Source organism: Shewanella sp. BJSY2023SW005 (genome assembly GCF_047314585.1).
Lineage (GTDB): Bacteria > Pseudomonadota > Gammaproteobacteria > Enterobacterales > Shewanellaceae > Shewanella > Shewanella algae.
The window spans coordinates 44,158-70,208 of record NZ_JBKORJ010000023.1 but is presented as its reverse complement, the minus strand read 5'-3'; the positions used below and the strand labels follow the sequence as shown (position 1 = coordinate 70,208).

The window sequence follows — 26,051 nt, the reverse complement described above, 5'->3', positions numbered from 1 at the left end:
CATGGCTGCCGTGCTGCCCATCCACCGCCATCCCTGGCTCTGGCCTGGACTCGCCAGCCTGCTGGTGTTTTCCGCATTGCTCTCGATAGCAACCGGACCTGTGACCATAGGCTTGAGCGATATAATCGACTCCCTGTTTGGCTCAGTCGCCGCCGGGCAGGAAGCCAATGCCCTGATAGTGCAAAATGTCCGTCTGCCGAGAACCTTGCTGGCACTGATTGTCGGCGCCCTGTTGGCACAGTGCGGCGCCGTAATGCAAGGCCTGTTTCGTAACCCTCTGGCTGACCCCGGCATCATAGGCGTGTCCTCGGGCGCGGCGCTGGGAGCCGCCATCTGCATAGTGCTGCTGCCGCATCTTGGCAGCTATGCCGTCCCCCTTGGTGCTTTTCTCTGCGGTCTGGCAACCAGTTTACTGGTTTACCGGCTCGCCACTTCAGGTGGCAGCACCTCAGTGGTGTTACTCTTGCTGGCCGGGGTGGCTATTACCGCCCTGGCCGGTGCCGGGATCGGCATGCTGACTTTCCTTGCCAACGACATGGCGCTGCGGGATCTCAGCCTGTGGCAACTGGGGGCCATCGCCGGTGCCAGTTGGCAATCCGTATTTATCTGTCTGCCGGTACTGGCCTTGGTGAGTTGGCAGTTCAACAAACAGGCATTGGCGCTCAACGCCCTGTTGCTGGGCGAATCCGAGGCGCGTCATCTGGGCATAGAGGTAGACAGGCTCAAGCTGAAGTTGATCTTGCTCTGCTCTTTGGGTGTCGGTGTTGCCGTGGCGGCCACCGGCATCATAGGTTTTATCGGACTGGTGGTACCGCATCTGGTGCGGCTGCTTAAGGGGCCGGATCATCGGCAACTGCTGCCGCTGAGTGCCATTCTCGGCGCTGTGCTGCTGGCCTTGGCCGACTCAGGGGCCCGCACCTTGATGTCACCGGCCGAGATCCCTGTCGGCCTGATGACGGCTCTGCTCGGCGCTCCCTTCTTCCTCTATCTGCTGCTGAGTCAGCGACGTAAGCTTTATTGAGGTACTCCATGCCTTCACTCGAATCCGTGACCGCGACAGCTGCCGCACAAACACCGGCTATATCATTTGAGTCCACCGCAGTTACTGAGCAAGTACTGGAGCTCAAACATCTACATGCCAGAGTCGACAACAAGCCCTTGCTGACCGATGTCAGTTGCCGACTGCAAAGCGGCCAATTTTATGCTCTACTGGGGCCCAATGGCGCCGGCAAGTCCAGTCTGCTGCGGTTGTTGACTCAGGAGCTCAAGGCCGATGCCGGGCGGATAAACTTTCACGGCTCGCCTCTTGGGCAGTGGCCGAAGCAAGCCTTGGCCAGGCATCTGGCCATGTTGCCGCAACACTCGAGTCTCAGCTTTCCCTTCAGCGTTCGTGAAGTGGTAGCCATGGGCCTGTATCCTCTCAGTCTCAGTGCCAGAGATGCCGCCCGACTGGTTGAGCAGCAACTGTGGCGTCTGGATCTGGCTCACCTGAGTGAGCGCAGCTATCCGGCACTGTCCGGCGGTGAACGCCAGCGGGTTCAGTTGGCCAGGGTTTTGACTCAATTGGCCCAGGCCGAGCACTCGCCTGTACTCTTGCTGGATGAACCCACTTCGGCGCTGGATTTGGCCCAGCAACACAGAGTACTGCGACTCGCCAGAGAGCTGGCTCATGAGCAGGACTACACTGTATTGGCCGTGCTGCACGACCTCAACCAGGCCAGTCACTATGCCGATCAGTTGCTGGTTATGGACAAAGGAAAACTCCTGGTTCAGGGCGAGCCCCAACAGGCTTTGACGCCTGAACTGATTTCCAGGGTCTGGCACTATGAACCGGGAACCTTCGCCGACGCGCAGGGGCAGAGACTCTATTTTTGAAGCGATCAAAATCTTGCCAATAAAGGCCCTTGCAATATGACCCCTGCCATAAGAGCATTTGACCCCGAACAAGTTCAGCACCGGCAAGCGCCTTTGATGTGAGGCCGTCTGTGGTCAGAACTTCAAGCCGGCAGGTATAATCCTTGGGTCAGTCATCAACCCCATCAGAGATGAATAAGAAGCCAGCGATTTCCAACGAAACCCAAACCGAAGCCATGCGCATGGCCAAAGCCACTCAAAAGGCGGGGCAAACCAAGGAGCAAACCCGCCTCATTGCCCAGGGCATAGAGAAAGGCATTGCCGAATACAAGAAGCAACAAAAGGCCAAGGCCAGAGCAAGAGACAAGGCGCGCAAGCAAGAGCTGAGACAGAAAAACAGGCTCCAGCACGACTCGGATGACAGCGCGGATGCGGCAGAAATAACGCCATCCCATGCCCCCAAGTGGCTGCTGTGGTTTCCCTGGATACTGCTTGGCCTTAGCTGGCTTGGGTTTGCTCTCTACCTAGCTTGAAAAACCTGGTCTTAGAAACCAGACTTGAAAAAGCCGGGCTTGGCCATAAAAATGTAAACAGTGCCAACTCGCGACAGGGCTACTCTGTCGCTGCGCATAGAAGCGGATTTATTTAGCGAAAATGAGTGGCGAAAGCTATTAAATAAGCCTTCGCAACACCCGCGATTTTGCGACTCACCCTTTAGGAAGCCTGTCAGGAAGACTCGATGAAAACCACTACTCTCTCGGCCGGCGTAGCTTTGTTGTGTAGCTTACTGCTTTGCAACTCAGCAATGGCCTATGATCCCAAACCCGGACACCTGCGCCTCACCGAACTCAGCTATCAGAAACTGGCGCAATGCCGCGGTGAAGTAGTCAACCCTGCCAGATTACAGCGACTGCAGGACGGCAACCTGGCCATGGATGAAGGCGCCGCCAAACTGCCCTCTTCCCTGTATGATAATCCCTGGAGTGATCAACTGTTTCCGGCCTATCGCCGCGTTGGCAACTGGCACTTTTATCATCCGGATAAAACCGACAAAGAGACAGTGCAGCCCGGCCTTGTCAATATGTCACAGCAACGCCTGTGGGCCAGGGCCCAACTTGGGTTAACCATGGCCAATGACTCGGCCCAGCGGGATTACTTTGTCGGTGCCCTGCTGCATCTGTTGCAGGATGTCAGCGTGCCCGCCCATGTCACCCCCGTCTATCACGGGCCGTCCCTTGTTGGCCTGTTTCCGCTGTTCACAACCAAGCTTACCCACTATCTCAAGGGGGAGCGCAGAGCCAAGTTCTATGGCATCAAGGATCCGATAGATTCATCGCCGGTTACTATAGAGCTGGAGGATTTACCATGCCCGACAACCGACTCAAAGCTGAATTATGATGCCATTCGTGAGCTACTGGCACGGCAAACCCTGGCGGCCATGGCCGAGCCCATTCCCAACTGCGGGAACAATCATTGGCAACTGTTTTGGAACAAAGAACTACCCCACAACTATTTCAAAGGCTATAATCTGGAGTTACCGCCATTTGGCAGCAATGGTGATCTAGTAGTGGGAATGCAGACGCAGTGCGAGTTTAAGGCTAAAGGCAATCAACTGCAGGATCAGCGTTACTATGAATTTATCCAGCAGCGCCACATCCAGGCGGTTCTGGCCGGTATGCTGCTGTTACAACAGGCGGATTCAACTGTCGGCGAACAGCAGGGCGCGGATCTGCTCCAGGTGAGTGCCGACCCAGGCGCTGTTAATCGGGCCCCAGGTGCGAATGTGGTAGTGCCCTGAGTTATTCCGGCGGCCATCCTGGATAAAGTCCACCTGAATACCTATATCGCCGAAGGCGGCAATGGCGTCCTGTAAGGTGCGGCGCGGCATACCGGTTTCCTTCTGTAAGGACAACAGGTTATGTTGGGTATCGTCTATCAGATGGGCCAGATAGAGCTTACGCAGAAAGGCGGTTTGCTGTTTGGATACCTTATCGGCTTGGAACATACTCATCGTCCTGATGGTTTACAGCCAGTAACGGCGCGTTTGGGAGGCAAGCGCCACACGGGCAACAAAGTCTTGCTACCAAACTACTTGATATCCAGTTGTTAACACAAGTGCAATCGCTCAGGATCCGGAACTGCATCAAGTCTCTGCCATCCAAGCTAGCGGCTTGAAGCGACAAACTCTCTATTGCTATAGTCAGGTCAATGCCTCAAGGACTCAAAGCACATGGATACCCGCTCGCCCCACTCGCACCTGCCTCAGCAGCAGTGGTTGGGCTTTGACAGCCAACCCTTGACCCCCTTATCTCCCCGCTACCGCCAACAATTGCTGTGGCAAAACCTGCTGCTGATGGCGCTGGTCATACTGCTGTTAGTGCCTGCGTTACTGCTCAGCGCCAAGCTGAGTGGTCTTGGAGTCATCATCTCGGTCACGCTGGCACTGCTGCTTTTGGGATTCAAGACCTGGCTCAATCAAAAACAAGCCGAAGCCATGGCTTATGGCGTTTGTGAATATGGCATTTTGCTGCGTGAAGGGCTTTGGTGGCAGAGCCATACCGCCATGCCGGCCAGCAGGCTGCAACATGTGAGCCTGTCTCAGGGGCCATTGCAGCGCCATTTCGGGCTGACAAGTTTGCGCTGCTACAGTGCCGGCAGTTCGGCGGCCGAGGTCAGCCTGCCCGGGCTGGATATTGAAGTAGCCGAAGCGCTGCGCCAACATCTGCTGTCTTTGGCGGGGAAGGATGGCGGTGAAACCTCGACGGAGACGCCGAATTGAGCCAGGTGCAGCAAGCCAACTGGCACTCGCTCTCACCCTGGGCGATCATCAGTTTCAGCCTCACCAGCCTGAAGCACTTCCTCAGCAACGGCTATGCCCTGGTGCCTATCCTCTATACCGGCTGGCAGCAGGGATTTGACTCCGTCTGGTTGCCACTGGCACTGGCATTGACCCTGGTAGTGATTTTTGCCCATGGGCTGTTGAGCTGGCGCAAATTCCGTTATCGCTTGACTCGAGGACAACTCGAGGTCCACAGTGGCGCCCTGTTCAAGCGCAAAGTCGAGCTGCCGATAGACAGAATTCAGAATGTGCGTCTGGAACAGCCTTTTTACTTCAAGCCGTTGCGACTGGGTAACTTGATAGTGGAAACTGCGGGTTCGGCCAAGGATGAAGCCTGCTTAAGTGCAGTCACCCAAGCTCAGGCCGAATCACTGAGGCGGCAATTGATGAAACGGGCCGACACAGACGAAAACGCCCCCACCTCAGCACCGCCAAACTCCCGCTTACTGGTGAAAAAGTCTCTGGCAGAGCTGGCAATCTTTGGCCTGTATCAGAATAATTTTGTCTGGTTTGCCGTCATTGCAGGTCCGGTACTCAGCCAGCTCGAAGGCAGTCAACTGATGGAGCTGGGGCTGACACAAGTCTTCGACTGGCATCAGCAGCAGCTCAGTGGCAACCTGCTGCTGGAGCTGGGGTTCCTTGTCGGCCTTCTGCTCCTTGGCTATCTGCTGTTTTCCTTGATCTCAATAGTCGCGGCGCTGCTGAAATATGCCCCCTACCGCCTGACCCAGGAACTGGAAACATTACAGCGTAGCGGCGGCCTGCTGTCCCACCAGCAAGACATACTCAAGCAGCACAGAATTCAACTCATCAGTTTGCAGCAGCCGTTGCTGGCCCGCTGGCTGAAACGCTGGACTCTGAGCTTCAAGCAGGTAAAAGGCAATGAGGTGGAAGGCGGCAGCAACAATCACATGTTGGTGCCATCGCTCGGTAGAGGCGAAGTGCATCGCCTGCTAAAAAGGCTCAACCAAAGAAGCAGCAAGGCCGACCGTATTCCGAATCGTTGGCACCCCATTCACCCGAGCTGGTTTTACTATAGGGCGCTGTGGTACTTAACGCCGGCGCCGCTGACATGGGCATTTACCGGCCCTACAACAGAGACCTGGTTGCTGTTGCTGGCCGGAGTGTTGGCTGTCCTGGCGCTTTATCTACGCTATCGTCAATGGGGTTTTTGGCGGGTTGAAAACGATCTCTGGATCCACAAGGGGCTCCTAGGCCACAGTTGGCAGTTGGTGTCGCTGAGCAAGGTGCAACATCTGCAGCTAATCCAAAGCCGGGGGCAAAAACGCCGAGGCCTCGCGAGTCTCAAACTGGGGCTGGCCAGCGGCGAACTGACACTGCCTGCCATCCCGCTGGCCAAGGCGCAGGATATCGCGGCGCAAACCCTTGGGCTTATCGCCCATGATCACAGCAACTGGATTTAATCCCATTCAAATAGAAGGAATTGCCATGTCAGTTCAAATCGCTTCCGAGTACACCCCACAACAGATAATCCATTTTTGGTTTGAAGAGATAAGCCCCAAGGCTTGGTGGGTCAAAGATCCTGAGTTTGACAACACAATTGAGCGTCGTTTCGGTGCCTTGCTACATGCTGCCCGTCAGGGCGAGTTATGGCATTGGCGACAAACGCCACAAGGGCGCCTGGCGGAAATTTTGCTGCTGGATCAGTTCTCGCGCAACATTCACCGCGACACTCCCGATGCCTTCAGTGCCGATCCCATGGCATTGGCTCTGGCGCAGGAGGCGATCAGCATAGGCGCCGACAAACAGCTGCAAGCCCCTATGCTGGCATTTCTTTATATGCCCTTTATGCACAGCGAGTCGGCGATTATTCATCAGCAGGCACAGAAGCTGTTCGCCTCGGAACAAACCAGGGACAACTATGACTTTGAGTTGAGGCACAAGGCGATTATTGACAGGTTTGGCCGTTATCCCCATCGCAATGCCATATTGGGACGGCAGTCGAGCGCCGAGGAGCTGGCCTTTCTCGAGCAGCCCGGCTCCTCGTTCTAGTACTCATTTAAGCCGCATCGACTTGTTACTTCACCACCAACACGGGGCAGCGAGCCTTGTTGGCCACGGCCTCGGCCACATTGGTACTGAGAAAATGGGCCAGGCCACTGCGACCGTGGCTGGCAATCACTATCATACCGACATCGGCAGACTCGGCTTCGGCCAGGATCTCCTCAACTGCGTCACCGCGGCGAATGACAGTTTCAATTTTCAGCGGACTGTTCAGCTTGGCCAGCAACTCATGCATCTTCTCGGCGGCGGCCTTCTCCATGGTTTGCGCCAACTCTTCCGGAGTGATGATCAACAACTGATAGTTTTCATCACCTATGGGCTGATCCACTACGTGCAAAATACGCAGCCCAACATGGTAAAGGTTGGCCATTTCAATGGCATATCTCAATGCATTGGCAGCTGTATCACTGAAATCAGTGGGCCAGAGGATATCTTTGTTACGCATAGTGACCTCCTTGACACGACAGGCATCGACTGATGAGATACCTGTCGAATAATATCAACAAGTTATATTGCAATATTTTGAAGCACCCTATGAACACTTTACTCCATTTACCCGCAGCAGTAAGCCTATTGGTGATTATTTTTACCCCGGTTTACGCCGAGGATGCCGCCAGCCTGGTAGAGCGTGCCAAGGCGCTGCAACAAGCCGGACAGAGCCAGCAGGCCAAGCCGCTCTATGAGCAGGCTGCGGCCCTTGGCAGCAGCGAAGCCCACTTCATGCTGAGCTACAGTTATTCCTTACCTTTGGCCGAAGACATAGCGCATTTAAGCCAGGCAGCAAGTGCAGGTCACCCCAAGGCATTCTATTACCTGACAGATCGCCTGTTGACTCGCGGCGGCACAGAAAACAGTGCCGATCCTGTCAGGCTGGGCGAGGTGTTAAAACAGTATCAAAGTCACCATCCGGACTTTAACTTCGACTATCAAACCACACTGGATGCCTGCATCTATGCCGGCAAGCCCGATTTCAACCGGCTTAATGCTCTGAGCGCTCCCTTAGAGGAAGGCTATAGCTATCGTTTGTGGCAACAGGCTGAAAACCTCTCCAAACTGCAAGATGGCAACAATTATGATCGCCAGGTGCTGCAGCTCATCTGTTATGGCGCCGAGGTACCGGCCGAGCTGGATATAGCCGTAAAAGACAGGCTCAAACTCGACCCTGGTGCCAAACAGACCACTGAATTTGATCTCTGCAACGCTATTACCAGTGGTATGGGAATGGGCTTTTGCGCCTCCCGGGAAGAGAAACGACTGGAGCAACAGCGCCTCGCCAAACAAGAAGGGATCAACCAAAGCATCAAGCAACGCCTGGGGCAAGCGCCGCTTAAATTACTCGAGCCTGCCAACAGCGCATTCGAGCTGTGGCTGCAAGCGAAAACCTCAAGGGAAGAAGGCCATGGCGGCAGTGGGCGCAGCGCCTTTATTATCGGCTCCCAGAGCGAGCAGCGGCAAAACTATCTGGCGCGTTTGGAAATGCTCAGTAAGGGAGAGCAAGTGGTGAGCACTTTCCCTGACTTTGCCGGCGCCGACAAAGAGCTCAACCAGGTGTACCGCGCCTTGATGAAGAAACTGCGTCCGGCGGATGACCCCGAGCTTTATATGTTTGAAGTGACCAAAGAAGACCTTCGCGCGGTGCAGAGGTTGTGGCTTAAATACCGCGACAGCAATGCACGCCTATTTGCCGCGCTCCAGGAATCCACCACTGAGCAAGAGTGGCAGGCACTCTTGACTCAGGAGCGTAGCGAGCAGCTCAAAACCCTGTTGGAATGGCAATAAAAAAACGCCCGCACCTCCTCACAGGTCGCGGGCGTTTCATGGCAAGGCGATTTAGTCTTTCAGCCAGTCGATGGCATCGAGGCGATCAACAAAGAACTTCATGTCCCCTGGCGTAAACCAGTCGGCCATCTTGGTCATCCATTCCTGCAAACTGGTATTGCCTATGATGGCAATCTTCTCGAAATGGCGCCCATGCTTGATCCCCAACTTGAGATCGTCCCACATGGCTCTGGCTTCCCAACCATCCATTTCGGTGACATCCAGCAGAGCGTAAATATCCGGATCCTTCACACCGGCTATCGCCGACTCCAGCATAGGCACCATGTATTCATAGTCTTCGTGGGTCAGTTTTCCCACGGCTTTCATGGTGACAAAGAAATCGTCATCACCATAACGCTCAATTCCGATTGAAATACCATGCATGTTCAAGCTCATCATCAATTCCTTATGTCAACGATTTCAAAAACAAGGCCCCATCTATTCGATTTCAGTCTAGTTGGCGGCCGTGATGCATTCTGTGATCCATATCAAATATAGCTCTGCTATTGCCAACCGGCGCAGACTGAACTAACATCAGACCGACTAATCAGTCGGTTATTTTAAAGGCAGCTTAATGGCTGCCGAAGGAGGCAAAATGTCGCTTGTTAACCCAGAGCCGCTCACAGTGGAGAATCAGCAATTACTGCAAAAATTCACCGTGCAGCGCCAGGCTTTCAGTGCCGCCCCCATGCCAAGTCTTGGCGAGCGCAAGGCCAAGCTCAAGGCGCTGAAACAAGCCTTGCTGAAACACCAACAGGCCCTCACGGATGCACTCAGTCGCGACTATGGCCACAGGTCGACCGACGATAGCCTGATCTCCGACATACTGCCGGTCGTTACCCAGATCAACTACAGCCTCAGGCATCTCAAACGCTGGATGAAACCCAGTCGCCGCCATGCCGGATTATTACTGGCCCCGGCCAGCGTCAGGGTGGAGTATCAGCCCAAAGGCGTGGTGGGCATCATAGTGCCGTGGAACTTCCCTATCATGTTGTCCTTGAGTCCGCTGGCCACAGTGATTGCCGCCGGTAACCGCGCCATGTTGAAGCTGTCTGAATTTACTCCCCACACCAATGCCGCCCTGCGTACCCTGCTGGCCGAAGTCTTCAATGGCTCCGAGGTCTGTGTGATTGAAGGGGAAGCCGAGATTGCCGCCAGTTTCTCCGCCCTGCCCTTCGATCATCTGCTGTTTACCGGCTCGACTCAGGTAGGACGCCATGTGATGCGTGCGGCGGCCGATAATCTCACTCCTGTCACCCTGGAGCTGGGAGGCAAGTCTCCTGTGTTAATCGCTCGGGACATGCCCATGGAGACAGCGGTAGAGCGCCTCATCTACGGCAAGTGCCTCAACGCCGGGCAAATTTGTGTCGCCCCCGACTATATTCTCTGCCCCAGTGGTAAAGAGGCCGAGTTTATTAGCGCCTATCGGCGCCGCTTCCAGCAGTTCTACCCCGACTTTGCCAACACCCCGGACTATGGCCAGATACTCAACGAGCGTCAGGCCGCCAGGCTGGTCGCCCTCCTGGAAGATGCCACCGCCAAAGGGGCACAGTTATTTGCCGCCGACCGCGAGCAACCGCTCAGCAAACTGCCAAGCGCCGAACAGCGCAAATGGCCCACCTTGCTGCTGACCAAGGTCAGCGACGATATGAAACTGATGCAGGAAGAGATCTTCGGCCCTTTGCTGCCCTTGGTCAGTTATCAAGAGCTGGGGCAGGCACTCGACTATATCAAGGCGCGCCCCAGACCTTTGGCCCTGTATCTGATGAGTTTCGATAAAGAAGTGCAGCAGCAGGTATTGTCCCAAACCCACTCTGGCGGTGTCTGTATCAATGAAACCGTGTTTCATGTGGCCGCCGACGATGCCCCCTTCGGTGGCATAGGCCCGTCCGGCATGGGACACTACCACGGCCAGGAAGGTTTTCGCACCTTCAGCCACGCCCGCACTGTGCTGTCCCGGGGGCGACTCAATACCGGCAAACTGGTGCATCCTCCCTATGGCAAGGGGATCCAGAAGCTGTTGCTGAAGGTGTTTCTCAGATGAAGCGCAGCAACGAAGCAACCCGGGCATTGAGCGGCAAACAGGACAAGAAGCAGCAGATCCTGGGCAGCGCATTGCAACTGTTTGTCGAGCAAGGTTTCTATGCCACCTCGACCGCCAGCATAGCCCGCCACGCCGGCGTGGCCACGGGCACCTTGTTCCATCACTTTAGCAGTAAAGAAATCCTGATGGACCAGCTGTTTCTGGCCATAAAGACAGAGTTTGCCGACACCATTTCAGCAAGCTTGCCAAAGGCGCCAGCAACCACCACTGAATTGCCGCAGCGGGCAGAAATGCTGTGGCAGGCCGGGCTAGATTGGGCGCTGGCACAGCCTCTGAAGCTGAGCTTCTTTGTGCAATACGCCATGTCACCCAGTGTCAGTGAAGCGGTCAGGCAGCAGGCGATGCATGGCATTCTCGGCTTTATCGCTGAACTGTTGGAGCAGGGCATCAACCAAGGGGTATTGGCTGACCTACCCAGAGAGCTGTTGCTGGAAGCTTGCCACAGCCAGTTCCTGGCGGCGGCGCGATTCTTCTGCAACCAGCCTCAGAAGGCTACCAGAGAGGCCAGAGAGGCCAGCTTTCGCCTGTTCTGGCGCGGTGTGGCAGCCTAGCCATTTGGAGTCAAAATCCAATGGCAGCCGGAAACCTGCCGCTTGAAATCGGCCTTCTGAAATCGGCCTTCTGAAATGAGCCAGCTGAAATGAACGCCCTGGAGTTAGTCAAACAAAGGGCCCGCAATTGCGGGCCCTTCTTTTTGAAAATCAACAAACTGCGGTTTATCTATCGCTCAAGCTGTTGCTCTCTCGCTCAAGCTGTTTATCCCTGACTCAGGCTGTTGTCGTCGCCCGAAGCCTCGGCGCTCCAGTACCCCATGCGGCTCCCCTTATCGATAAGCTCGGAGACCGCCAGTTCTATCGCCTGCAACACACAAAACTGTACCGGCTCATTGGTGGTAAAGCCCACTTCGGCCTCGGCCAGGCGGTTCAAACTGGTGTATCGAAACAGACCGGCACGCATCTCCTGAGAGAACACCCGCTTGGTGGTATTGACCGACATCAGCACCTTACCTGTGTGTACATCCACTGCCCTGAGATAAATGGTCACCTGATCTTCCCGGTACAGCTCGGAGGCGCCTATGCCGTAGTATTCCACGCCGCTGCCGCCGGTTTCCACGTTGGTTTCATAGCTGATGATCCCGCCTTCCAGAAGCAGCCTGGCATTGGTCAGGGTCGGCACTTCATTATTGCGTCCCTGCTGCTTACCTGAGATCTTGCGCTCGGTCAGCAGGTTCTGCAACCCTTCCCGCTCCACAGGGGTAAACCACCTGGAATCCAGCAGAGTCTGCACCAGCATGGAAGTGGCCCCTTGGGTCACTGCGGTCGAGAAGGAACTGACATTGGCCTGGGGCTTATATTGCCCGGTCTGATCCCGGAAAGAGTAAACCGCAACCGGGATAGGAAAACGCGGCCCGGGACGCGACTGCAGCGCCTTCATGGTTTCACTCAAGGGATTTACCTGGGCCTCATTGATATTCAAATCAGGCTTGGGAACCAGGCTGCAGCCCCCCAGCAGTAACAGTGGAACCAGTGCCAGCCACCTCATGGATTACCTCCATAGATAGGCATCTCTATCACAGTGACTTCTCCGGAAAGCAGGTTGGTAATGGTCAACATCACGCCGTTACCTGTGGAGGCGACTTCGACCCGGTAGTCCCCAGTGTCATACACACCGTCGGTTATCTCGCCGTCGGCCACACCGCGGGTGATTGAGTTGATAATGTTACGCTCCAGCGACTCCTTGAAGCGGGTAACAAAGTCCTTTTCATTGCCGGCGGCCTGATTGTCATTTTGAGCCTGGGCCTTGCTCAGCAGAAACGAACCGTTGAGAGGGTTACCGCCAAAACTGGGGTTGATTGGGGTATAGACCAGTTCGGTGGCCTGCCCCGCAAAAGCCAGCAAGGCGCCGGCCGCGATTAACATCCTGAGTGTCATTGTGCTTGCTTCCTAAATTCCATCCCAATTGGATCCCAATTCCCCTGTCATGGATTGGGCTCTGACCGAGGCGATATAATCTATGGTCAAGAGAATCGCCTGTTCGGCCCGTTCCTTGATGGGACTGGCTCTGCGGCCAAAATGGGTTTGGTAAATACGGGTACCGTTAACCTCCAGTGTCAGCAAGGTGCCGGCCTGAGGGAAAACCGTTTCGTAAAGGGTGACATTGAATCCCTGGGTAAAGGGCAAATCTCGCCAATACCCCGAGTAGTAAAAACCAAAATCCTTGCCAAAGCGGGTCAGGGTTCTGTCTATGACCAGGCCACTGATCTCTATGTCATCCGCCTCGGCTGCGGCCAACGCCGGAGCAGACGGAAGTGTCAGCATCAGTAAGCACAAGATACAGCGCATGGATAACAAGACAGAGTGCGGCATTGTCCCCGAAAATTCCCTTTGTTGCCTGAAAAGGCCATTCCTTTAACAAGAGCATTACATTAACAGCAGCGCCGGAACCGAGTCACCCGCCACCGACATATTTACCTGAAAAATAGCTATTTCGGCTGAGTCGAGATCCGTTGAAAATCACCCGAAAGTATGACTCACTGTTGCGGTAACCACAGTTGAACCAGCAAGCCACCATCCTGACGGTTTTGCAGGCTGAGACGACCGTCGTGAGCCTCGGCAATCTCTCGGCACAACGCCAGTCCCAAGCCACTGCCCTGAGGCTTGGTGGAATAGAAGGGTAACAGCGCCTGCGACAACACCTCCGCTGACATGCCACTGCCGCGATCCATCACGCAGATACTGACGCCGGCAACCGGGTCGGCAGCATCGCTACGCCAACCGGAGCGGCTGGCTATCTGCAGCTCAATCTCCTCAGGCGCCGAGCCGGACTCATGGGCATTTTTGAGCAGATTCAGCAACACCTGTTCCAGCTGCACCTCATCGGCCAGCAAAGTCAGCGTAGGGGTCTCCCGGCAGACAAAGGCGTAATGCTCAGCCAACTCAGGCAGCAAGCGGGCCCATGGAATAACGTGTTTCCTGGGGCTGGGCAGCTTGGCAAAACGGGCATAACCCTCGATAAACTGCCCCAGATGATTGGTGCGATTTTCTATGGTATCGAAGATCAGGCTCAGCTTGGGATCGCGGTTCTCTGTGGTCAAGCGCCGACCCGAGTTGACCATGGAGGCAATAGGCGCCAGCGAGTTATTGAGTTCATGACTGATTACCCGGATCACCTTCTTCCACACCGCCACCTCCTGGCGGTTGAGCTCACGAGTCATCTGCTTGAGCAGCAGCAACTGATGCTGCTGGCCATTGAGGTTGAACTGGCCGCGACTCAGGTGCCAGCTCTGGTTTTCGCCTTCCGGCAAGCCGAGATTGAACAGGCCATCGCGCTCACTCTCCAGCATTTGGCGCATCTCTTCGCTCACCTTGGCTTTGAGCTCAGAGAGGCTGCTTCCTTCCAGGCCTTTCCTGGCATTGAACAGATGTTTGGCGGCGTCGTTGGCATAAATGATATGACCCACGCTATCGCACAGCAGCATGATATTGGGCGAGTTTTGAATGACCTTATCCAGCAGCAATTCCCGCTGATAGATATGCTGCCGCTCCTGCCTGAGTCGGGCCGACGCCTCATTGAACAGTTGAGCCAGTCTATCCAGCTCACTGATGCCGCTGTCCGGCAACGAGACACTAAAATCTCGATCAATCAGGTTAAGCATGCCGATTTCCAGCCCCGCCAGACTGTCACCCAGGGTTCGGGTTAACCTGAGCCCTATGCCCAGAGCTGCCAGCAACCCTGCCACCGCCGCCAGCCATAACCATTCAGGCCCCAACCACAACAGACAACCCCACCCGAGCAGCAAACCCAGCAAGGTGCTCAGCAGCATGCCCAGCAGCAGCCTGTGTCTTAGACTGAGTCCTCCTGTCATGCCTGCCTCTTGCCGTCGATACCAAACTTCTCCATCCGCCGATAGAGCGCCTGACGGCTGATGCCAAATGACTTGGCAACTCTGGCGATAACGCCGCCGTGCTCGGCCAGCGCCGCTTCTATTTCCGCCTTGCCCGGCTCCTCTGCCCCGGCTGGTTGGCCTTGGCTCTCTGGAGCTTGGCCGACACTTGAATCCAAGATAGTTTTCGAGGCGGTTCCCGCTGCCAAACCGAAATCACTGCAGCTCAAAGACTCGCCGCGACTCAGCAAAACAGCGCGTTTACAGGCGTTTTCCAGTTCGCGCACATTGCCGGGCCAGTCGTGGGCCAGCAGTGCCTCTTTGGCACTCTTGTCCAACGTAAGGCTCTTGCTCAGCGCCGCACTCTTGTTCAAGGCCGCGGCGGCACAAAAGTGCTCCACCAGCGGCAAGATGTCGTCTTTGCGCTGCGCCAATGGCGGCAATACCAGTTCCACCACATTGAGGCGATAGAAAAGATCCTCGCGAAAACGGCCTTCGATAATGTCCTGGCGCAGATCGGCGTTGGTGGCACTCAGCAGCCTGACCTTGACCTTACGGGTCTGGTGGCTGCCCAGGCGTTCAAACTCGCCGGTCTGCAATACCCGCAGCAGTTTTATCTGCCCGGACAGCGGCAGGTTGCCTATCTCATCCAGAAACAGGGTACCGCCATCTGCCGCTTCGAAACGGCCGATACGGGCCTTGGTGGCGCCGGTAAATGCACCGGCCTCGGCGCCAAACAGCTCGGCCTCCATCAGCTCCATCGGCAAGGCGCCGACATTGACCTTGATGAGTGGCTTGTGTTTCAGCGGCGAATTGGCATGCAGTATGTCCGCCAGTTTATCCTTGCCTGCGCCGTTGGGACCTGTGATCAGCACAGAGACATCCGAGCGTGCCAGTTGCAACGCCAGATCAATACAGCGCTCCATGGCAGCGCTGGCAAATACCAAACCACAGAGATCGGCACCATCGAAAGCCGCCTGCCGTTGCTGCTCACGCTGCTGCAACTGCTGGTTATCCTGTTGCAGCTTGTAGAGGGAAATCAGGTTGGCGACACTGTTGAGCAACTTGTTGTCATCCCAGGGCTTAGCCAGATAATCGGCGGCCCCGGCCTTCATCAATTCCACTGCCATTTCCAGCTCGGTCCAGGCGGTGAGCAAGATGATTGGCAGTTGCGGCTGACGACTGCGCAAGGCGTGAAACAGCTCCCGCCCTTCCTCCCCCGAGGTGGTGTCGCGGCTGAAATTCATGTCCTGGATCACCAGGCTGACCTCTTCTTGCTCAATAAAGTACAGCGCCTCCTGAGGGCTCTGACAACTGAGCGGCCGGTAACCGGCAATTTCCAACATCAGCGACAACGCCTGACATACGGCCTGATTGTCATCGACAACGAGTACAGTATCCATCATGTCTGCTTGTTACATCCTGTTATATCTATTGTAAAAATTATGGGTAAAACTACCCTAAAGCTGCCGCCAACGCGAGCCAAACTGCATGAGCCATGCCGTCGACTCGAATGGGCGGCAGGCAGATCAGACGCTGCGGGTCGCCATTGCCGGTGAGATATTCGCCGCCCTGCGGGCAGGCAAGACCACAGCCACTGTAGTCACCAGCAACATACCCACCACTGTCAGCAGCGGATAGATGAGGTCGAGCTGTGGCAGGTCATAGTGCTGCATCAGTTGTTGCCCCAACACCACGGCAAGACAAGCCCCCAACAGCCCTCCGGCGATACAGATAAGGTAGTTTTCCGTCAGAAACAGACTCAGGATATCGGCCTTGGTGGCCCCCAAGGCCCGCCGGGTGCCAATCTGTTTGGTGCGGCGCTGAATGTTGAACATCACCATACCTGTCAGGCCTAAACTGGTGATCAGCAGCAGCAAAATCACCATCATGGACAGCACGCTGACCATGAGCTCGTGGTCACGATAGGAGCTTTGCTTTACTTCCTGGATAGATTGGAAATCATCGATCACCCGATTGGGGTTTTCCTTCATCAAGGCCTCGAGGATCTGCTCTTTCAACGCCTTGTGATGCTCGCTCGGCGCCCGCACCATGTAGAAATGCCCGGTGTAATCGACGTTCTGGATCAGGCTGTACTCGAGATCTTTGCTGTCCACCCAGGCACCCTGCAGTTTGTCGACCACACCTATCACAGTGACATTCTCGTCCCTATCGGCCCAGAGGGTCTTGCCCACGGCGGACTCGCTGCGCCAAACCTCATCGGCCAGCGCCTTGCTGATGATCACCAGCTTATTGCTGCCGTTAACATCATCATTGATCTCGTTGGCGTAGAAGTTACGCCCATCCACCAACTTGACCCCCAAGGTTTCCAGGGTGTGCTCTGTCCCCAGGTACATGGCAAGCTGGGGCGTCGTCTTGGACGTTTCCGGATCCGGCCCCAGATTCAGCGTGGTGGACCAGCCACTGCCACTGAGCGGCAACATATTGGTGGACGTCGCCGCGACGACATTGGGCAGGCGGCGGAGGATCTGCTGGTCGACCTTGTTCTGCAGCTTGGTATCTATATTGGGGTCGAAGTTGTAGACGGTAAAGGCCAGGATCTCCTGCTCGGCAATCCCGGAATCACGCTGCATCATGGTCAAACGTTCATGGATAATAAAGCTGGCATTGGCGACTATGGCCACCGACAAGATGATCTGCATCAGCAGTAGTATCGGGCCGCTCTTGCTGCGCATCAGGCTGCTGAAAACCGGTTTAATATTTAGCATAGTCAATCCCTTACTGGCTCTTGAGGTAAACGCTTGGTTTAGTGCGGCACACAACCCAAGCCGGATAAAGACCCGCCAACATGGCGGTACCTACCGCTATCCCGGGGGTGATAAACCACATACTCAAAGACAGGTGCGTCAGCCCTTCGGCAACCCCGAAGCGCGCCGACAGGCTATAGAGTGCTCCCCAGGCCCAGGCGAGGCCGAGAAAGCCACCCAACAGCCCGATCACGCCCACCTCTACCATGTATTGAGAGAAAATCTGCCCGCGGCTGGCCCCAATGGCGCGGCGCACGCCAACCTCGGGGGCTCGCTTAAGGAACTTGGTCAGCATCAACCCCAGAATATTGACCAGGCAAACACTGAGAAACAGTATGCTCAGCCCCACCAGAATTTTATTGTCCTCGGGCACTACGTGATTTTTCTCCAGCCAGGCGTCTACATCGGACAGCTGCGCCGACTCAGAGGGAGACTTGCCATCGGTAAAGCGCCCCAGTTCTTTTTGCTGCTCGACATACTGAGCGAGGAAGTTCTTATAGGCGGCTCTGTCTTCTGCGCTTGGCAGATCGACCCAGTACTCGAGCCAGACTTTCTCTGAAACCAGTCTGTCCTGATAGTTGTCCAGACGCTCATACTTCCAACCTGAGACATTTCCCCAAACCGGAAACTCTTCATGGGCGGCCAGCGAAAACGGAATATACACTTGCTCGGCACTGGCAAAGGCGCCGCTGGTAGGATCGTAATACTTGGGCTGAGGGTTCCAGTCGGCTATCACGCCCACCACCTGAAAGGGTTTGCGGTTGAGATAGACAGTCTTGCCGACGCTGTTCTCGCCGCCAAACAGCTTCTGGTTCAGCTTTCTGCCGATAACCACTTGATAGGCCGCTTGCTCGTCCACTGATTTGTCCCAAACGTTGCCATAGAGAAAAGGCACTTCGAACAGCGGGAAGAAGCCGCGATCTGTCACCCTGACGCCCTGCAACATGGGTAGAACTTCAGGGTCATCCGTTTGCACCGCCATACCACTGCGGAACATGGCGGCCTGCGATTTGGGAAGATCCCCCTTACGCAGATTCATGGCATCCTGAAAAGTGATCAGCGAGTGAAACTCATCCCAGGAATCGGGTCCCTGGCTCCACAGCTGCACTGTGTTGAGTTGCTCGGCGCGATCCCCGGCCGGGTTGAAGGACATCATGCTGTACACGTTCAGCGTGGTGATGGTGATCCCTATCCCCACTGAGATGGCCAACACCATCAACAGCGACAATATCGGCGTCTTTTTGATGCTGCGCCAGGCCAGGTCAACATAGTAAATAAACATGTTCGCGCTCCTTAGCTGGCCACTTGTTCGGCCACATCCAGCTGCGGCGCCTGTTCGGTTTGATAACGGCTGAAGTCACACACCTGACCATCCACTATCTGGATATTGCGCTGGGCGCGGCGGGCCAGCTCCGGGTCATGGGTCACCATGATGATGGTCGTGCCGGCCTTGTTGATCTCCTCCAGCAGTTCCATCACCTGGCGGGCCATCAGGCTGTCCAGGTTACCCGTAGGTTCGTCGGCGAGCAGGAATCTCGGCTCCCCGGCCAAAGCGCGGGCGATGGCCACCCGCTGCTGCTGACCACCCGAGAGTTGTGAGGGCAGATGCTTCATCCTCGCCCCCAGGCCCACCTGCTCCAGCGCCTGCTTCACCCGCTTCTGGCGCTCCTTGGCACCAAAGCCGCGATAACGCAGTGGTACTTCAACATTCTCCGCCAGATTCAAGTCAGGGATAAGATTAAAACCCTGAAAAATAAAGCCAATTTTCTCATTACGAATGGCCGCGGCCTTGTTGTCGCTCAGGTTGGAGATATTGACATCATCGAGAAAATACTCGCCATGGGTAAAGCCTTCGAGCAGACCTGCGATATTGAGAAAGGTGGTTTTACCCGAGCCCGACGGTCCGGTCACGGCAACAAATTCCCCCTCTTGCACCGACAGATTGAAATCCCGTAACGCATGGGTTTCCACTAAATCCGTTTTGAACACCTTGTTGATATTTTTCATGGTTAACATGGTTTTAGTTCCTTATTTTTGCGTTATTCGGTGAGTTATTTTAGTTTCGTCAGGGCAGACAGGTATTGTCCAAGCCACTGGCCCGGCGCCATCGCGGTATGGCTGACATCGGCAACTTGCCCCGGCTCGGCCGACACAGAGTTGACTGTGGTGGCTTCGATAAGATTGAGTCCCAGCAGGAACCAGTCCGAGGTATCTCGGGTATAGATCAGAGTCGCCACCAGCAACAGCATAAGAGCCAGGGCCGCCACCAGACGTTCGGTGTTGAAGTTTTCGGTTTTCATTCTTCTCTCCTCAGCGAACCAGCACTTGCTCGGCGTCATTGAACAGATCGATATTGGAAATCACCCATTGATCTCCCACCTCGCCGCCTTCCAGCACCTCGATATGGCTCATGCTGCGGGCGCCGAGTTTGATCTCGGTGCGCTCGGCAATATCCCCCTGGAGACGGTACACCAGGCGGCCACCGCCACTGTTCACGAAGGCGCCGCGCTTGACCATCAGTACATCGGCACGGTTTTCCAACAAGACCCTGGCCGACAGGCGCTGATTCTGCCTCAGGTGCAAAGCGGTATCCTGCTGGAACCGGACCCGGGTAGAGACTTCGCGGTTACGTACTTCGGGGGAGATGGAGGCCAACTTGCCCATCACCATCACGCCGCCGAAGTTGAGTTCCACATCCATCCCCAGCCCCAGTTCATCGGCGTAGGTTTCCGGCACTGCCAACTCAGCCTCGAAGGCACTCAAGTCCACTACGGTCAGGATCGGCTGGCTCTGGGCGATACGGGCTTTTTGTTCCGTCAGCCAGTTACCTATGATGCCGCCAACAGGGGCTGTGATGTTCAGTGCTGCCACCTGACGTTCCAACTCGGCTACCACCAGTGCCTGACGATTGACCTCGGCCGCCTTGTTTTGCAGCTCAAAGGTCAAGGTGTCTTTCATCAGTGCGGCTTCCTGCTGGGCATGGGCATACTGCAGCTTGGCCTTGTGCAACTCATCCTTGCTCTTCTCGTAATCTATCTTGGAGATCAGGCTGGTTTCGATCAGTTGATCGCCGCGGCGGCTCTCCCTGTCTGCGGCCTCCAGATCCACCTTGGCCATATCCAGTGTCTGATTCGCCTTGAGTTGATTACGTCTGGCGTCCAACTTGGCCCGTTCCAGGGCACTCTTCATCCCGTCGAGCAGGGCCTGCTGCTGCTTGAGGCTGTTGGTCAGGCTGTGGCTTTCAATGGTCGCGACCACCTGGCCCTGCTCGACCCTGTCCCCCGGATTGGCTATCAGAGTCACAGTACCGCCTTCCGGGCTGTAGAGGATTGGTGCGTTGGCGGCGACTATCTTGCCTGTAGTGGCGATATCCCGAGTCAGAGTGCCGCGCTCCAGAGTGGCGAAGCGCAGCTCACTGCGATCTATGGATTCACTGACACCGCTGCCACTGACACTGGCCCACACCAGGCCCGACAGCAACAATACTGCCGCGCCCAGGGTAGCCGGCCACTTGAGGCGACGCGCTAAACTCGGCGCCACTTGCTTGTCTTGTCCGCTGGTATCCTTAATCATCCCGTTTGTTCCTCAATTGAGCTTGTGACCATCTTGTTGCAACTAGGTTTACAAAGCTTGTGCCAAGTTTAGATAGTCATAGTTATCAATTGGTTGGAAAGCAGTGGAGATTTTATTTGTGTCCGCGGACAAGCGGATACAGTCCGCTTTTTGCAAAAGTGTCCGCCAGGCGGACACTTAGTAACAGATGAATAAATAGAGGACGGGCTTAAAACGCCTAGCCTGCAGCAGGATTACCAGACTGGCGCCGAAGCCGGGATGATGATTGTCATAGCCGCTGCCCTTCGCGGGCCTTGTCGAGCACCTTGCAGATGGCCTCAACACCTTCCAGCGCCCTTGGAGTTGCCCGGTGCAGAATATCGGCGTTAAGTGTGTAGATTTGTTCCATTTTCACCGCAGGGATCTCCTGCCATTGGCTCCAGTCCAACCGCTTGCCATCGCCCTTTTCATCTGTCTTGATGATCACCTCGGGTTGACTGAGAAGCACATTTTCCATGCTTACCTGCGGATAGGGAGAGCTGCTGTCCTTGAAGACGTTGTTGCCATGGCAGACTTCCAACAACTGCTGGATCCAGCTGTCCTGGGCCACTGTCATCAAAGGCTCGGACCAGAGTTGATAGAACACCTTGATCTCCGGCTTGGCGGCATTCTCCCGGCGCAAAGTTGCCAATTGCTGCCGGTAGTCGGCAGCCACTTCCCCGGCCTGCTGTCTGTGACCGGTGAGACGCCCTAGCTGTTCCAGCTCTTCGGCAATGCCTTCCAGGGTCTTGGGGTCACTGCCGTAAATGCGATACCCAAGCTTGGTCAACTGTTCTATATCTTCGCTGCGGTTGCCCGTGTCCCAGACCACCACCAGATCCGGATTCAGCTCTATCACTCTTTCTATCTGTATGCCGTAGTAACCGCCTATACGGGGAATGGCCTTGGCGGCCTCGGGGAAATCAGCATAGTCTGTGGTGGCCACTATCTGTTCACCCGCGCCTATGGCAAACAGCATCTCCACCGCATGGGGAGAAAGCGCCACTATGCGCATAGCCGGCCTGGCACTGACGCTTTTGTTGCCCCCCTTGTTGACTGCTTTGTCGGGCGACTTGGCCTGGGCGACAGGGCTCAGAGCCAAACTGCAAAGCAGGCAGAGTATCAGTCGGTTCACCTGGTTTCCTTGGTTATTCACAATTGTGCTTCAAGCATACCTCAAGCAAGTTGTGAGTAAAACGCGCATCCCAGGTTCTGCGTCCGCAAAAAAGCGGATGATTTGACCAATTAAAAGTCAGCCAATGTTCAGTTTTGAGACAGCACAAGTAAAACTTGTTAAACATTGGCATTACAGGTTGACCGAGAGTAAATAATTAATTTTAATACCCTTAATTTATAAATACTTATAGAGCACCAAGGAACCCCTGTGCGTCTCTTTTTCGTCCTGATATTTTGCTGTTTCGGCCTGCTTGGCGGCTGTAAAAGCACTCCATCCGCCCCAGAACCTCAACCCGTGGATCCGCAGAAACTGGCATTGGAACAAGCCTTCAACGCCAGAGGCTTTACTTTGTCACCACTGGATAACATCAATTATCTGGGGGCCAGGCAGTGCAGCAACCTGGAGCTTCAGGCCCACAGAGGCTCGATACGTTTTCCGGAAAACTCGCTGGAAGCCGTCATAGATGCCCTGGATAACCAGTTCGATGTGATTGAAATCGATGTGCGCCTGACCCGGGATGATGTCTGGGTCATTCATCACGATGGCCGTACCGGACGTGAAACCGGCACCATAGACAATAAGCGCCGCAAGATAGAGTCGATTCGCTATGAGAAAGAGTGGGGCTATCTGCGCCAGCGGGACATGCAAACCGGCGCACTCACAGATACGGTACCGCCCAACTTTCGCCAACTGGCGCAGGTGTTCAGTCGCTATGCCCATAGCGGACAGAAGCTGAATATTGAGATCAAGAGTCGTGCCGGCAGCCGGGATCTGGAGATGCTCGACTATCTGGCCTTCAGTATCATAGGCCAGGGTCGCTACTTCTACAGCAGTCTGGAGCTGGAAAACCTCAAAAAAATGAGGCAGATAAACGACGCTGTATTCCTGTCCTTTATCCAGAGCCCGGCCAAGGCCTCGATGAACAAACTGGCGGCCGATATGAAACGCGGCGCAGGTCAAGACCCCATCTTTTTGCGTAATCAATCCATGCTCGAGGATATTCAGGGTTACGCCAACCGCCGCTACCGGGAAAAGCGTTATGACTCCTCGGCCGGACTCAATAAGCTGAAAAAGGCGCTCAAGTCCAACTTCGGTATCGCCCTGGACATACGCCACTATCGGCAAAACGCCTCTGGGTTCAAATCGGTGGCCCATAACCGCGGCATTCCTGTGGCCAGCTATACCATCAATGGTCATGATTACCACGAACAGAGCCTGCTGGGACTCAAGCGCAGTCAACTGCCCGACTCTGTGATTATCGACGACAGTCTCTATGGCTTTTGCAGCCGCTTCGCCCTGCCGCCCATGCTGCCTTATCAAGGCAGCACTGAGCTGACCCGCAAGCTGGCCACGCTGCCCAAGGACCTGGATCTCTCCAAGCTCTCTTTGCTGGAAACCTACTGGCCCAACGGCCTGTATCCGGCGGTGGATGGCAAACTGAAGTCCTTCAAGACAGGCGCTGTGGCCAATAAAGGCAAGGCGTCCCAGTCCGAGTCTGGCGACGGCTTTGTTCCTGTGATCATGAAAACCCAGGCCGGCCCCAGAGAAAACCAGACCCAAGTAGACCTCACCGCAGATGACGCAGTGAAAATAGAGCTGCGCCGCAGCGAGCAGCAGTGAGGAACCAAGGATGAAAAAACTGTCCTGGCGGGTCTTTTTCCTGCTGCTGAGCGCCGCCTATCTGATCCCAGAGGCCATCTTCAACGCCCAACTGGTTTCTTTGGTGGGCTTGGGCACACCCAAGCCCGAGCAACTCGAACACCTGGAGATTTACGGCCGCACCATTTCCGGGATAGGTGTGACCCTGCTGCTGGCCGATCTCTTGCCGGCGCGGCTGTTCAAAACCGGCCTGAGAGGCAGCCTGACCTTGTTGCTGCTCACCTTGTGCGTCTGGCCCAGCGTGTTTTTCGGTCAAAAATACCTGATAGAACAATGGCTGATTGAACCCTCTACCCCGGAGCAGCGTCAATACGCGGCCTACAGCGCGGCGCTGCGTGATGCCCTGGCGGTTAACGCGGTCGAAGTCGAAGGTCTCAACTACGACCCCAAAGAGCTGCACAGCTCTGAAAACCTGACCTTTCTGGCCCTGTTCGGCGGCCTGGCCTATGCCGACCACAACCTCACCGACAACCTGGATGATTACAAGCAGAAGATCATTCACAACTTCGTGCAAAAGCGGGCCTATCGCGACTTTGACCAGCACTATCACGACTTTGGTCAACTCTATGATGAACTGTCGGCCAGCTATCGCAGTTATGCCGAAGGCTCCAACCGCTACAACCAGACCCTGGCCGGGATCCCGGAGCGGGAGATGGGTTACTGGCAGAACATAGAGCAGGAGGTCAATCAGGGATGGGGCAAGTATCGACAGGCGCAAAAGGCCCATGTGGCCAAGGCCGGTGCCAGGGCCCAGGAATATGGCCCCAAGATCTTCGCCTACCATGAAGATACCAACCGCTGCCAGGAACGCTACAAGAAGTCGTCCCAGAAAGAACGTCGCTATCAATGTATAGAACGGGAAAACGCCCGCTACAAGACAATGATCTCCAAGGCAGGGCTCGGCTACATAGATCCCAACTACTGGTTGATAGTCGAAGACATCAGCGCAGGCGAAAACCTGTTGTCCAGCGCCCTGTTCGGAGTGATGACCGCCGGTGTCGGCACCGCCATGCAGGCGCTGAGCCTGGCTACAGGTGGCGATGGCGGTCTTAAGGACAAGCGCTACAAGTACACAGACGATCCGGATCATTACCAGCGCCTGTTCTTGGCCCATCCCAAGTTCCAGGCGATGTTTGAAAAGGAAACCGGCTATCCGTTCAACATAGCGTCACTGGCCGACTTCAGGGTGCATCCTGTGACTCAGGTGAAACTGCGCCGGGCCCTCAAGGCCAAGGGGCTGAAACTGCCGGACAGCTGGCATATCAGCAATCGTCCGCTGTTTAGTCAAAGCGTGGCCAAGACGGTTAAGGCCGAAGCCGATGCCCGCTGGCAGAGCGAGATGCGTAAACGCGGTTTGGACTTGCCCATCAATTTAAGTTGGAACGCCTTCCAGTTGCATCCGCAGATCCAACGCAAGATAGCCGCTCGCATGGGCGATCTCTATGTGCCGAACGTCCGCGCCGACTGGAACCAGGCCAACTTCAAACGCCATGTGCTGGATCCCAACATCCAGAAGCGTACCCAGAGTTACCTGCAGATGCTGGCCGAGTCGGAACGTGAATTTGCCGATGGCGGACGCTATGCCGAGCAAGGCAAGCAGGCGCTGCGATCTGTGATTATTCCGCCCATCTCCATGTCACTCAGCCTGTTTTTGATCTGTATGACCTTTATCAAACTGCCGCTGAAGACGCTGCAGCTGTTCCGGCCCGGCACGAGTCAAGCAAATGCCAGCGAAGACAGTATCGGCATAGATGAGAATGCCAATGAAAGTGCCAAGTCCGGCAAACGCCGCTGGCTGGCATTGACCGCTAAGCTGTTGCCACCCCTGTTGCTGCTGACCTTGCCGGTGCTTTTGGTGCAAAACCGCTACACCCAGGATGATACCAGCCCGGTGAACTACTTCCTCACCAAGGTGGAACAGTCCGGCAATATCGGCTTTGCCTACGCCCTGCGCTGGACACTGCACGCCCAGCCGCTGCTGCATCCTTTGGGGCTGAGCTTTGAGCAACACACGGGTATCTATCAGGCCTTCTCGCCACTGGCGCATTCACTGGCCAAGATAGACTTGCTGCACAAGAGCACTCCAACGCCACTCAAGGCCAGCGAGCTGGCACCGACCGAGACACGCCTCAAGGTCGAAACCAATGTGAACAACGCAAATATCAGGATCATGAACATCGGCCCCAAGTATCACCCGGGGATCCGGCTTAAACCGGGCAACTACGATGTGCAGGTAAGCGCCCCCGGTTATCAGACCTACCGCAAATGGCACAGCCTGAATGGCGGCGAACAAACACTGACAATCCGTCTTTTACCCAATTGACAAGGAAACT

26 protein-coding genes are annotated in these 26,051 nt (G+C 55.6%); 12 read left to right on the top strand and 14 right to left on the bottom strand.

The window, feature by feature from the left end:
• The first annotated feature begins 1 nt into the window (after position 1).
• From ACMHXI_RS06510 to ACMHXI_RS06495, 4 genes are all read left to right on the top strand, one after another.
• The gene (locus ACMHXI_RS06510) at positions 2–1,021 is read left to right on the top strand and encodes a FecCD family ABC transporter permease (RefSeq protein ID WP_037467582.1); all 1,020 of its coding nucleotides are present in this window, start codon (positions 2–4) and stop codon (positions 1,019–1,021) included.
• A gap of 8 nt (positions 1,022–1,029) precedes the next feature.
• The gene (locus ACMHXI_RS06505; RefSeq protein WP_083390322.1) at positions 1,030–1,875 is read left to right on the top strand and encodes a heme ABC transporter ATP-binding protein; all 846 of its coding nucleotides are present in this window, start codon (positions 1,030–1,032) and stop codon (positions 1,873–1,875) included.
• Positions 1,876–2,045: 170 nt separating this feature from the next.
• Complete coding sequence (locus ACMHXI_RS06500) at positions 2,046–2,387, top strand: DUF2956 domain-containing protein (protein ID WP_025888641.1); 342 nt, start codon at positions 2,046–2,048, stop codon at positions 2,385–2,387.
• A 206-nt stretch (positions 2,388–2,593) separates the two neighbouring features.
• Positions 2,594–3,652, top strand: a complete 1,059-nt coding sequence (locus tag ACMHXI_RS06495) for a hypothetical protein (protein ID WP_071238415.1) — start codon at positions 2,594–2,596, stop codon at positions 3,650–3,652.
• On the opposite strand, the gene ACMHXI_RS06490 is transcribed toward ACMHXI_RS06495, so the two are convergent.
• Positions 3,554–3,859, bottom strand: coding sequence for a winged helix-turn-helix domain-containing protein (locus ACMHXI_RS06490; RefSeq protein WP_025008880.1), 306 nt, complete (start codon positions 3,857–3,859; stop codon positions 3,554–3,556). The two genes, ACMHXI_RS06495 and ACMHXI_RS06490, sit on opposite strands and share 99 nt — an antisense overlap.
• Before the next feature lie 225 nt (positions 3,860–4,084).
• Here ACMHXI_RS06490 and ACMHXI_RS06485 point away from each other — a divergent pair, with 225 nt between their 5' ends.
• From ACMHXI_RS06485 to ACMHXI_RS06475, 3 genes are read left to right on the top strand one after another with little or no spacing between them, the layout of a single operon-like run.
• Positions 4,085–4,633, top strand: coding sequence for a PH domain-containing protein (locus ACMHXI_RS06485; protein WP_071238414.1), 549 nt, complete (start codon positions 4,085–4,087; stop codon positions 4,631–4,633).
• A gap of 5 nt (positions 4,634–4,638) precedes the next feature.
• Positions 4,639–6,117, top strand: coding sequence for a PH domain-containing protein (locus ACMHXI_RS06480; RefSeq protein ID WP_071238502.1), 1,479 nt, complete (start codon positions 4,639–4,641; stop codon positions 6,115–6,117).
• A gap of 25 nt (positions 6,118–6,142) precedes the next feature.
• Positions 6,143–6,706: a DUF924 family protein gene (locus tag ACMHXI_RS06475; protein ID WP_071238413.1), complete on the top strand. Its 564-nt coding sequence runs from the start codon at positions 6,143–6,145 to the stop codon at positions 6,704–6,706.
• A 25-nt stretch (positions 6,707–6,731) separates the two neighbouring features.
• Here the strand turns inward: ACMHXI_RS06475 and ACMHXI_RS06470 are convergent, their stop codons facing one another.
• Entirely contained in the window at positions 6,732–7,163 is a 432-nt protein-coding gene (locus tag ACMHXI_RS06470; RefSeq protein WP_025008878.1) for a universal stress protein, read from the bottom strand.
• A gap of 89 nt (positions 7,164–7,252) precedes the next feature.
• Here ACMHXI_RS06470 and ACMHXI_RS06465 point away from each other — a divergent pair, with 89 nt between their 5' ends.
• Positions 7,253–8,497, top strand: coding sequence for a lysozyme inhibitor LprI family protein (locus tag ACMHXI_RS06465; protein WP_413734430.1), 1,245 nt, complete (start codon positions 7,253–7,255; stop codon positions 8,495–8,497).
• 51 nt (positions 8,498–8,548) lie between these two features.
• On the opposite strand, the gene ACMHXI_RS06460 is transcribed toward ACMHXI_RS06465, so the two are convergent.
• Positions 8,549–8,932 (bottom strand): STAS/SEC14 domain-containing protein, encoded by a 384-nt coding sequence (locus ACMHXI_RS06460; RefSeq protein WP_028779496.1) that lies wholly within the window; start codon positions 8,930–8,932, stop codon positions 8,549–8,551.
• Between the two features lie 199 nt (positions 8,933–9,131).
• Here ACMHXI_RS06460 and ACMHXI_RS06455 point away from each other — a divergent pair, with 199 nt between their 5' ends.
• Positions 9,132–10,580: a coniferyl aldehyde dehydrogenase gene (locus ACMHXI_RS06455; protein ID WP_413734427.1), complete on the top strand. Its 1,449-nt coding sequence runs from the start codon at positions 9,132–9,134 to the stop codon at positions 10,578–10,580.
• Complete coding sequence (locus tag ACMHXI_RS06450; protein WP_413734425.1) at positions 10,577–11,191, top strand: TetR/AcrR family transcriptional regulator; 615 nt, start codon at positions 10,577–10,579, stop codon at positions 11,189–11,191. Before ACMHXI_RS06455 ends, ACMHXI_RS06450 begins: the two co-directional genes overlap by 4 nt.
• A 205-nt stretch (positions 11,192–11,396) precedes the next feature.
• On the opposite strand, the gene ACMHXI_RS06445 is transcribed toward ACMHXI_RS06450, so the two are convergent.
• The 11 genes from ACMHXI_RS06445 to ACMHXI_RS06395 all read right to left on the bottom strand — a co-directional run bounded on the left by ACMHXI_RS06445 (position 11,397) and on the right by ACMHXI_RS06395 (position 21,897).
• Entirely contained in the window at positions 11,397–12,182 is a 786-nt protein-coding gene (locus ACMHXI_RS06445; RefSeq protein WP_025008874.1) for a CsgG/HfaB family protein, read from the bottom strand.
• The gene (locus ACMHXI_RS06440) at positions 12,179–12,571 is read right to left on the bottom strand and encodes a curli assembly protein CsgF (RefSeq protein ID WP_025888631.1); all 393 of its coding nucleotides are present in this window, start codon (positions 12,569–12,571) and stop codon (positions 12,179–12,181) included. The genes ACMHXI_RS06445 and ACMHXI_RS06440 overlap by 4 nt, the downstream gene beginning before the upstream one ends.
• A gap of 12 nt (positions 12,572–12,583) precedes the next feature.
• On the bottom strand, positions 12,584–13,006 hold the full coding sequence (locus tag ACMHXI_RS06435; protein WP_037474129.1) for a curli production assembly/transport protein CsgE: 423 nt from the start codon (positions 13,004–13,006) through the stop codon (positions 12,584–12,586).
• Positions 13,007–13,170: 164 nt separating this feature from the next.
• On the bottom strand, positions 13,171–14,505 hold the full coding sequence (locus tag ACMHXI_RS06430) for a sensor histidine kinase (RefSeq protein ID WP_093983682.1): 1,335 nt from the start codon (positions 14,503–14,505) through the stop codon (positions 13,171–13,173).
• Positions 14,502–15,926 carry a sigma-54-dependent transcriptional regulator gene (locus ACMHXI_RS06425; protein ID WP_208143101.1) on the bottom strand — a complete coding sequence of 475 codons (1,425 nt, stop codon included), beginning with the start codon at positions 15,924–15,926 and terminating at the stop codon, positions 14,502–14,504. Before ACMHXI_RS06425 ends, ACMHXI_RS06430 begins: the two co-directional genes overlap by 4 nt.
• A 126-nt stretch (positions 15,927–16,052) precedes the next feature.
• Complete coding sequence (locus ACMHXI_RS06420; protein WP_208143102.1) at positions 16,053–17,252, bottom strand: ABC transporter permease; 1,200 nt, start codon at positions 17,250–17,252, stop codon at positions 16,053–16,055.
• Between the two features lie 10 nt (positions 17,253–17,262).
• Entirely contained in the window at positions 17,263–18,573 is a 1,311-nt protein-coding gene (locus ACMHXI_RS06415) for an ABC transporter permease (RefSeq protein ID WP_096141017.1), read from the bottom strand.
• Between the two features lie 11 nt (positions 18,574–18,584).
• Positions 18,585–19,307, bottom strand: a complete 723-nt coding sequence (locus ACMHXI_RS06410) for an ABC transporter ATP-binding protein (protein WP_028779504.1) — start codon at positions 19,305–19,307, stop codon at positions 18,585–18,587.
• 35 nt (positions 19,308–19,342) lie between these two features.
• Positions 19,343–19,591 (bottom strand): hypothetical protein, encoded by a 249-nt coding sequence (locus tag ACMHXI_RS06405; RefSeq protein ID WP_345881537.1) that lies wholly within the window; start codon positions 19,589–19,591, stop codon positions 19,343–19,345.
• 10 nt (positions 19,592–19,601) lie between these two features.
• Complete coding sequence (locus tag ACMHXI_RS06400; RefSeq protein ID WP_025008866.1) at positions 19,602–20,864, bottom strand: efflux RND transporter periplasmic adaptor subunit; 1,263 nt, start codon at positions 20,862–20,864, stop codon at positions 19,602–19,604.
• A gap of 268 nt (positions 20,865–21,132) precedes the next feature.
• Positions 21,133–21,897, bottom strand: coding sequence for a cobalamin-binding protein (locus tag ACMHXI_RS06395; RefSeq protein WP_208143116.1), 765 nt, complete (start codon positions 21,895–21,897; stop codon positions 21,133–21,135).
• 456 nt (positions 21,898–22,353) lie between these two features.
• Between ACMHXI_RS06395 and ACMHXI_RS06390 the strand changes: the two genes are divergently transcribed.
• Positions 22,354–23,679 carry a glycerophosphodiester phosphodiesterase gene (locus ACMHXI_RS06390; protein WP_254774470.1) on the top strand — a complete coding sequence of 442 codons (1,326 nt, stop codon included), beginning with the start codon at positions 22,354–22,356 and terminating at the stop codon, positions 23,677–23,679.
• Between the two features lie 10 nt (positions 23,680–23,689).
• Positions 23,690–26,041 carry a PEGA domain-containing protein gene (locus tag ACMHXI_RS06385; protein WP_071237370.1) on the top strand — a complete coding sequence of 784 codons (2,352 nt, stop codon included), beginning with the start codon at positions 23,690–23,692 and terminating at the stop codon, positions 26,039–26,041.
• Positions 26,042–26,051 lie beyond the last annotated feature (10 nt).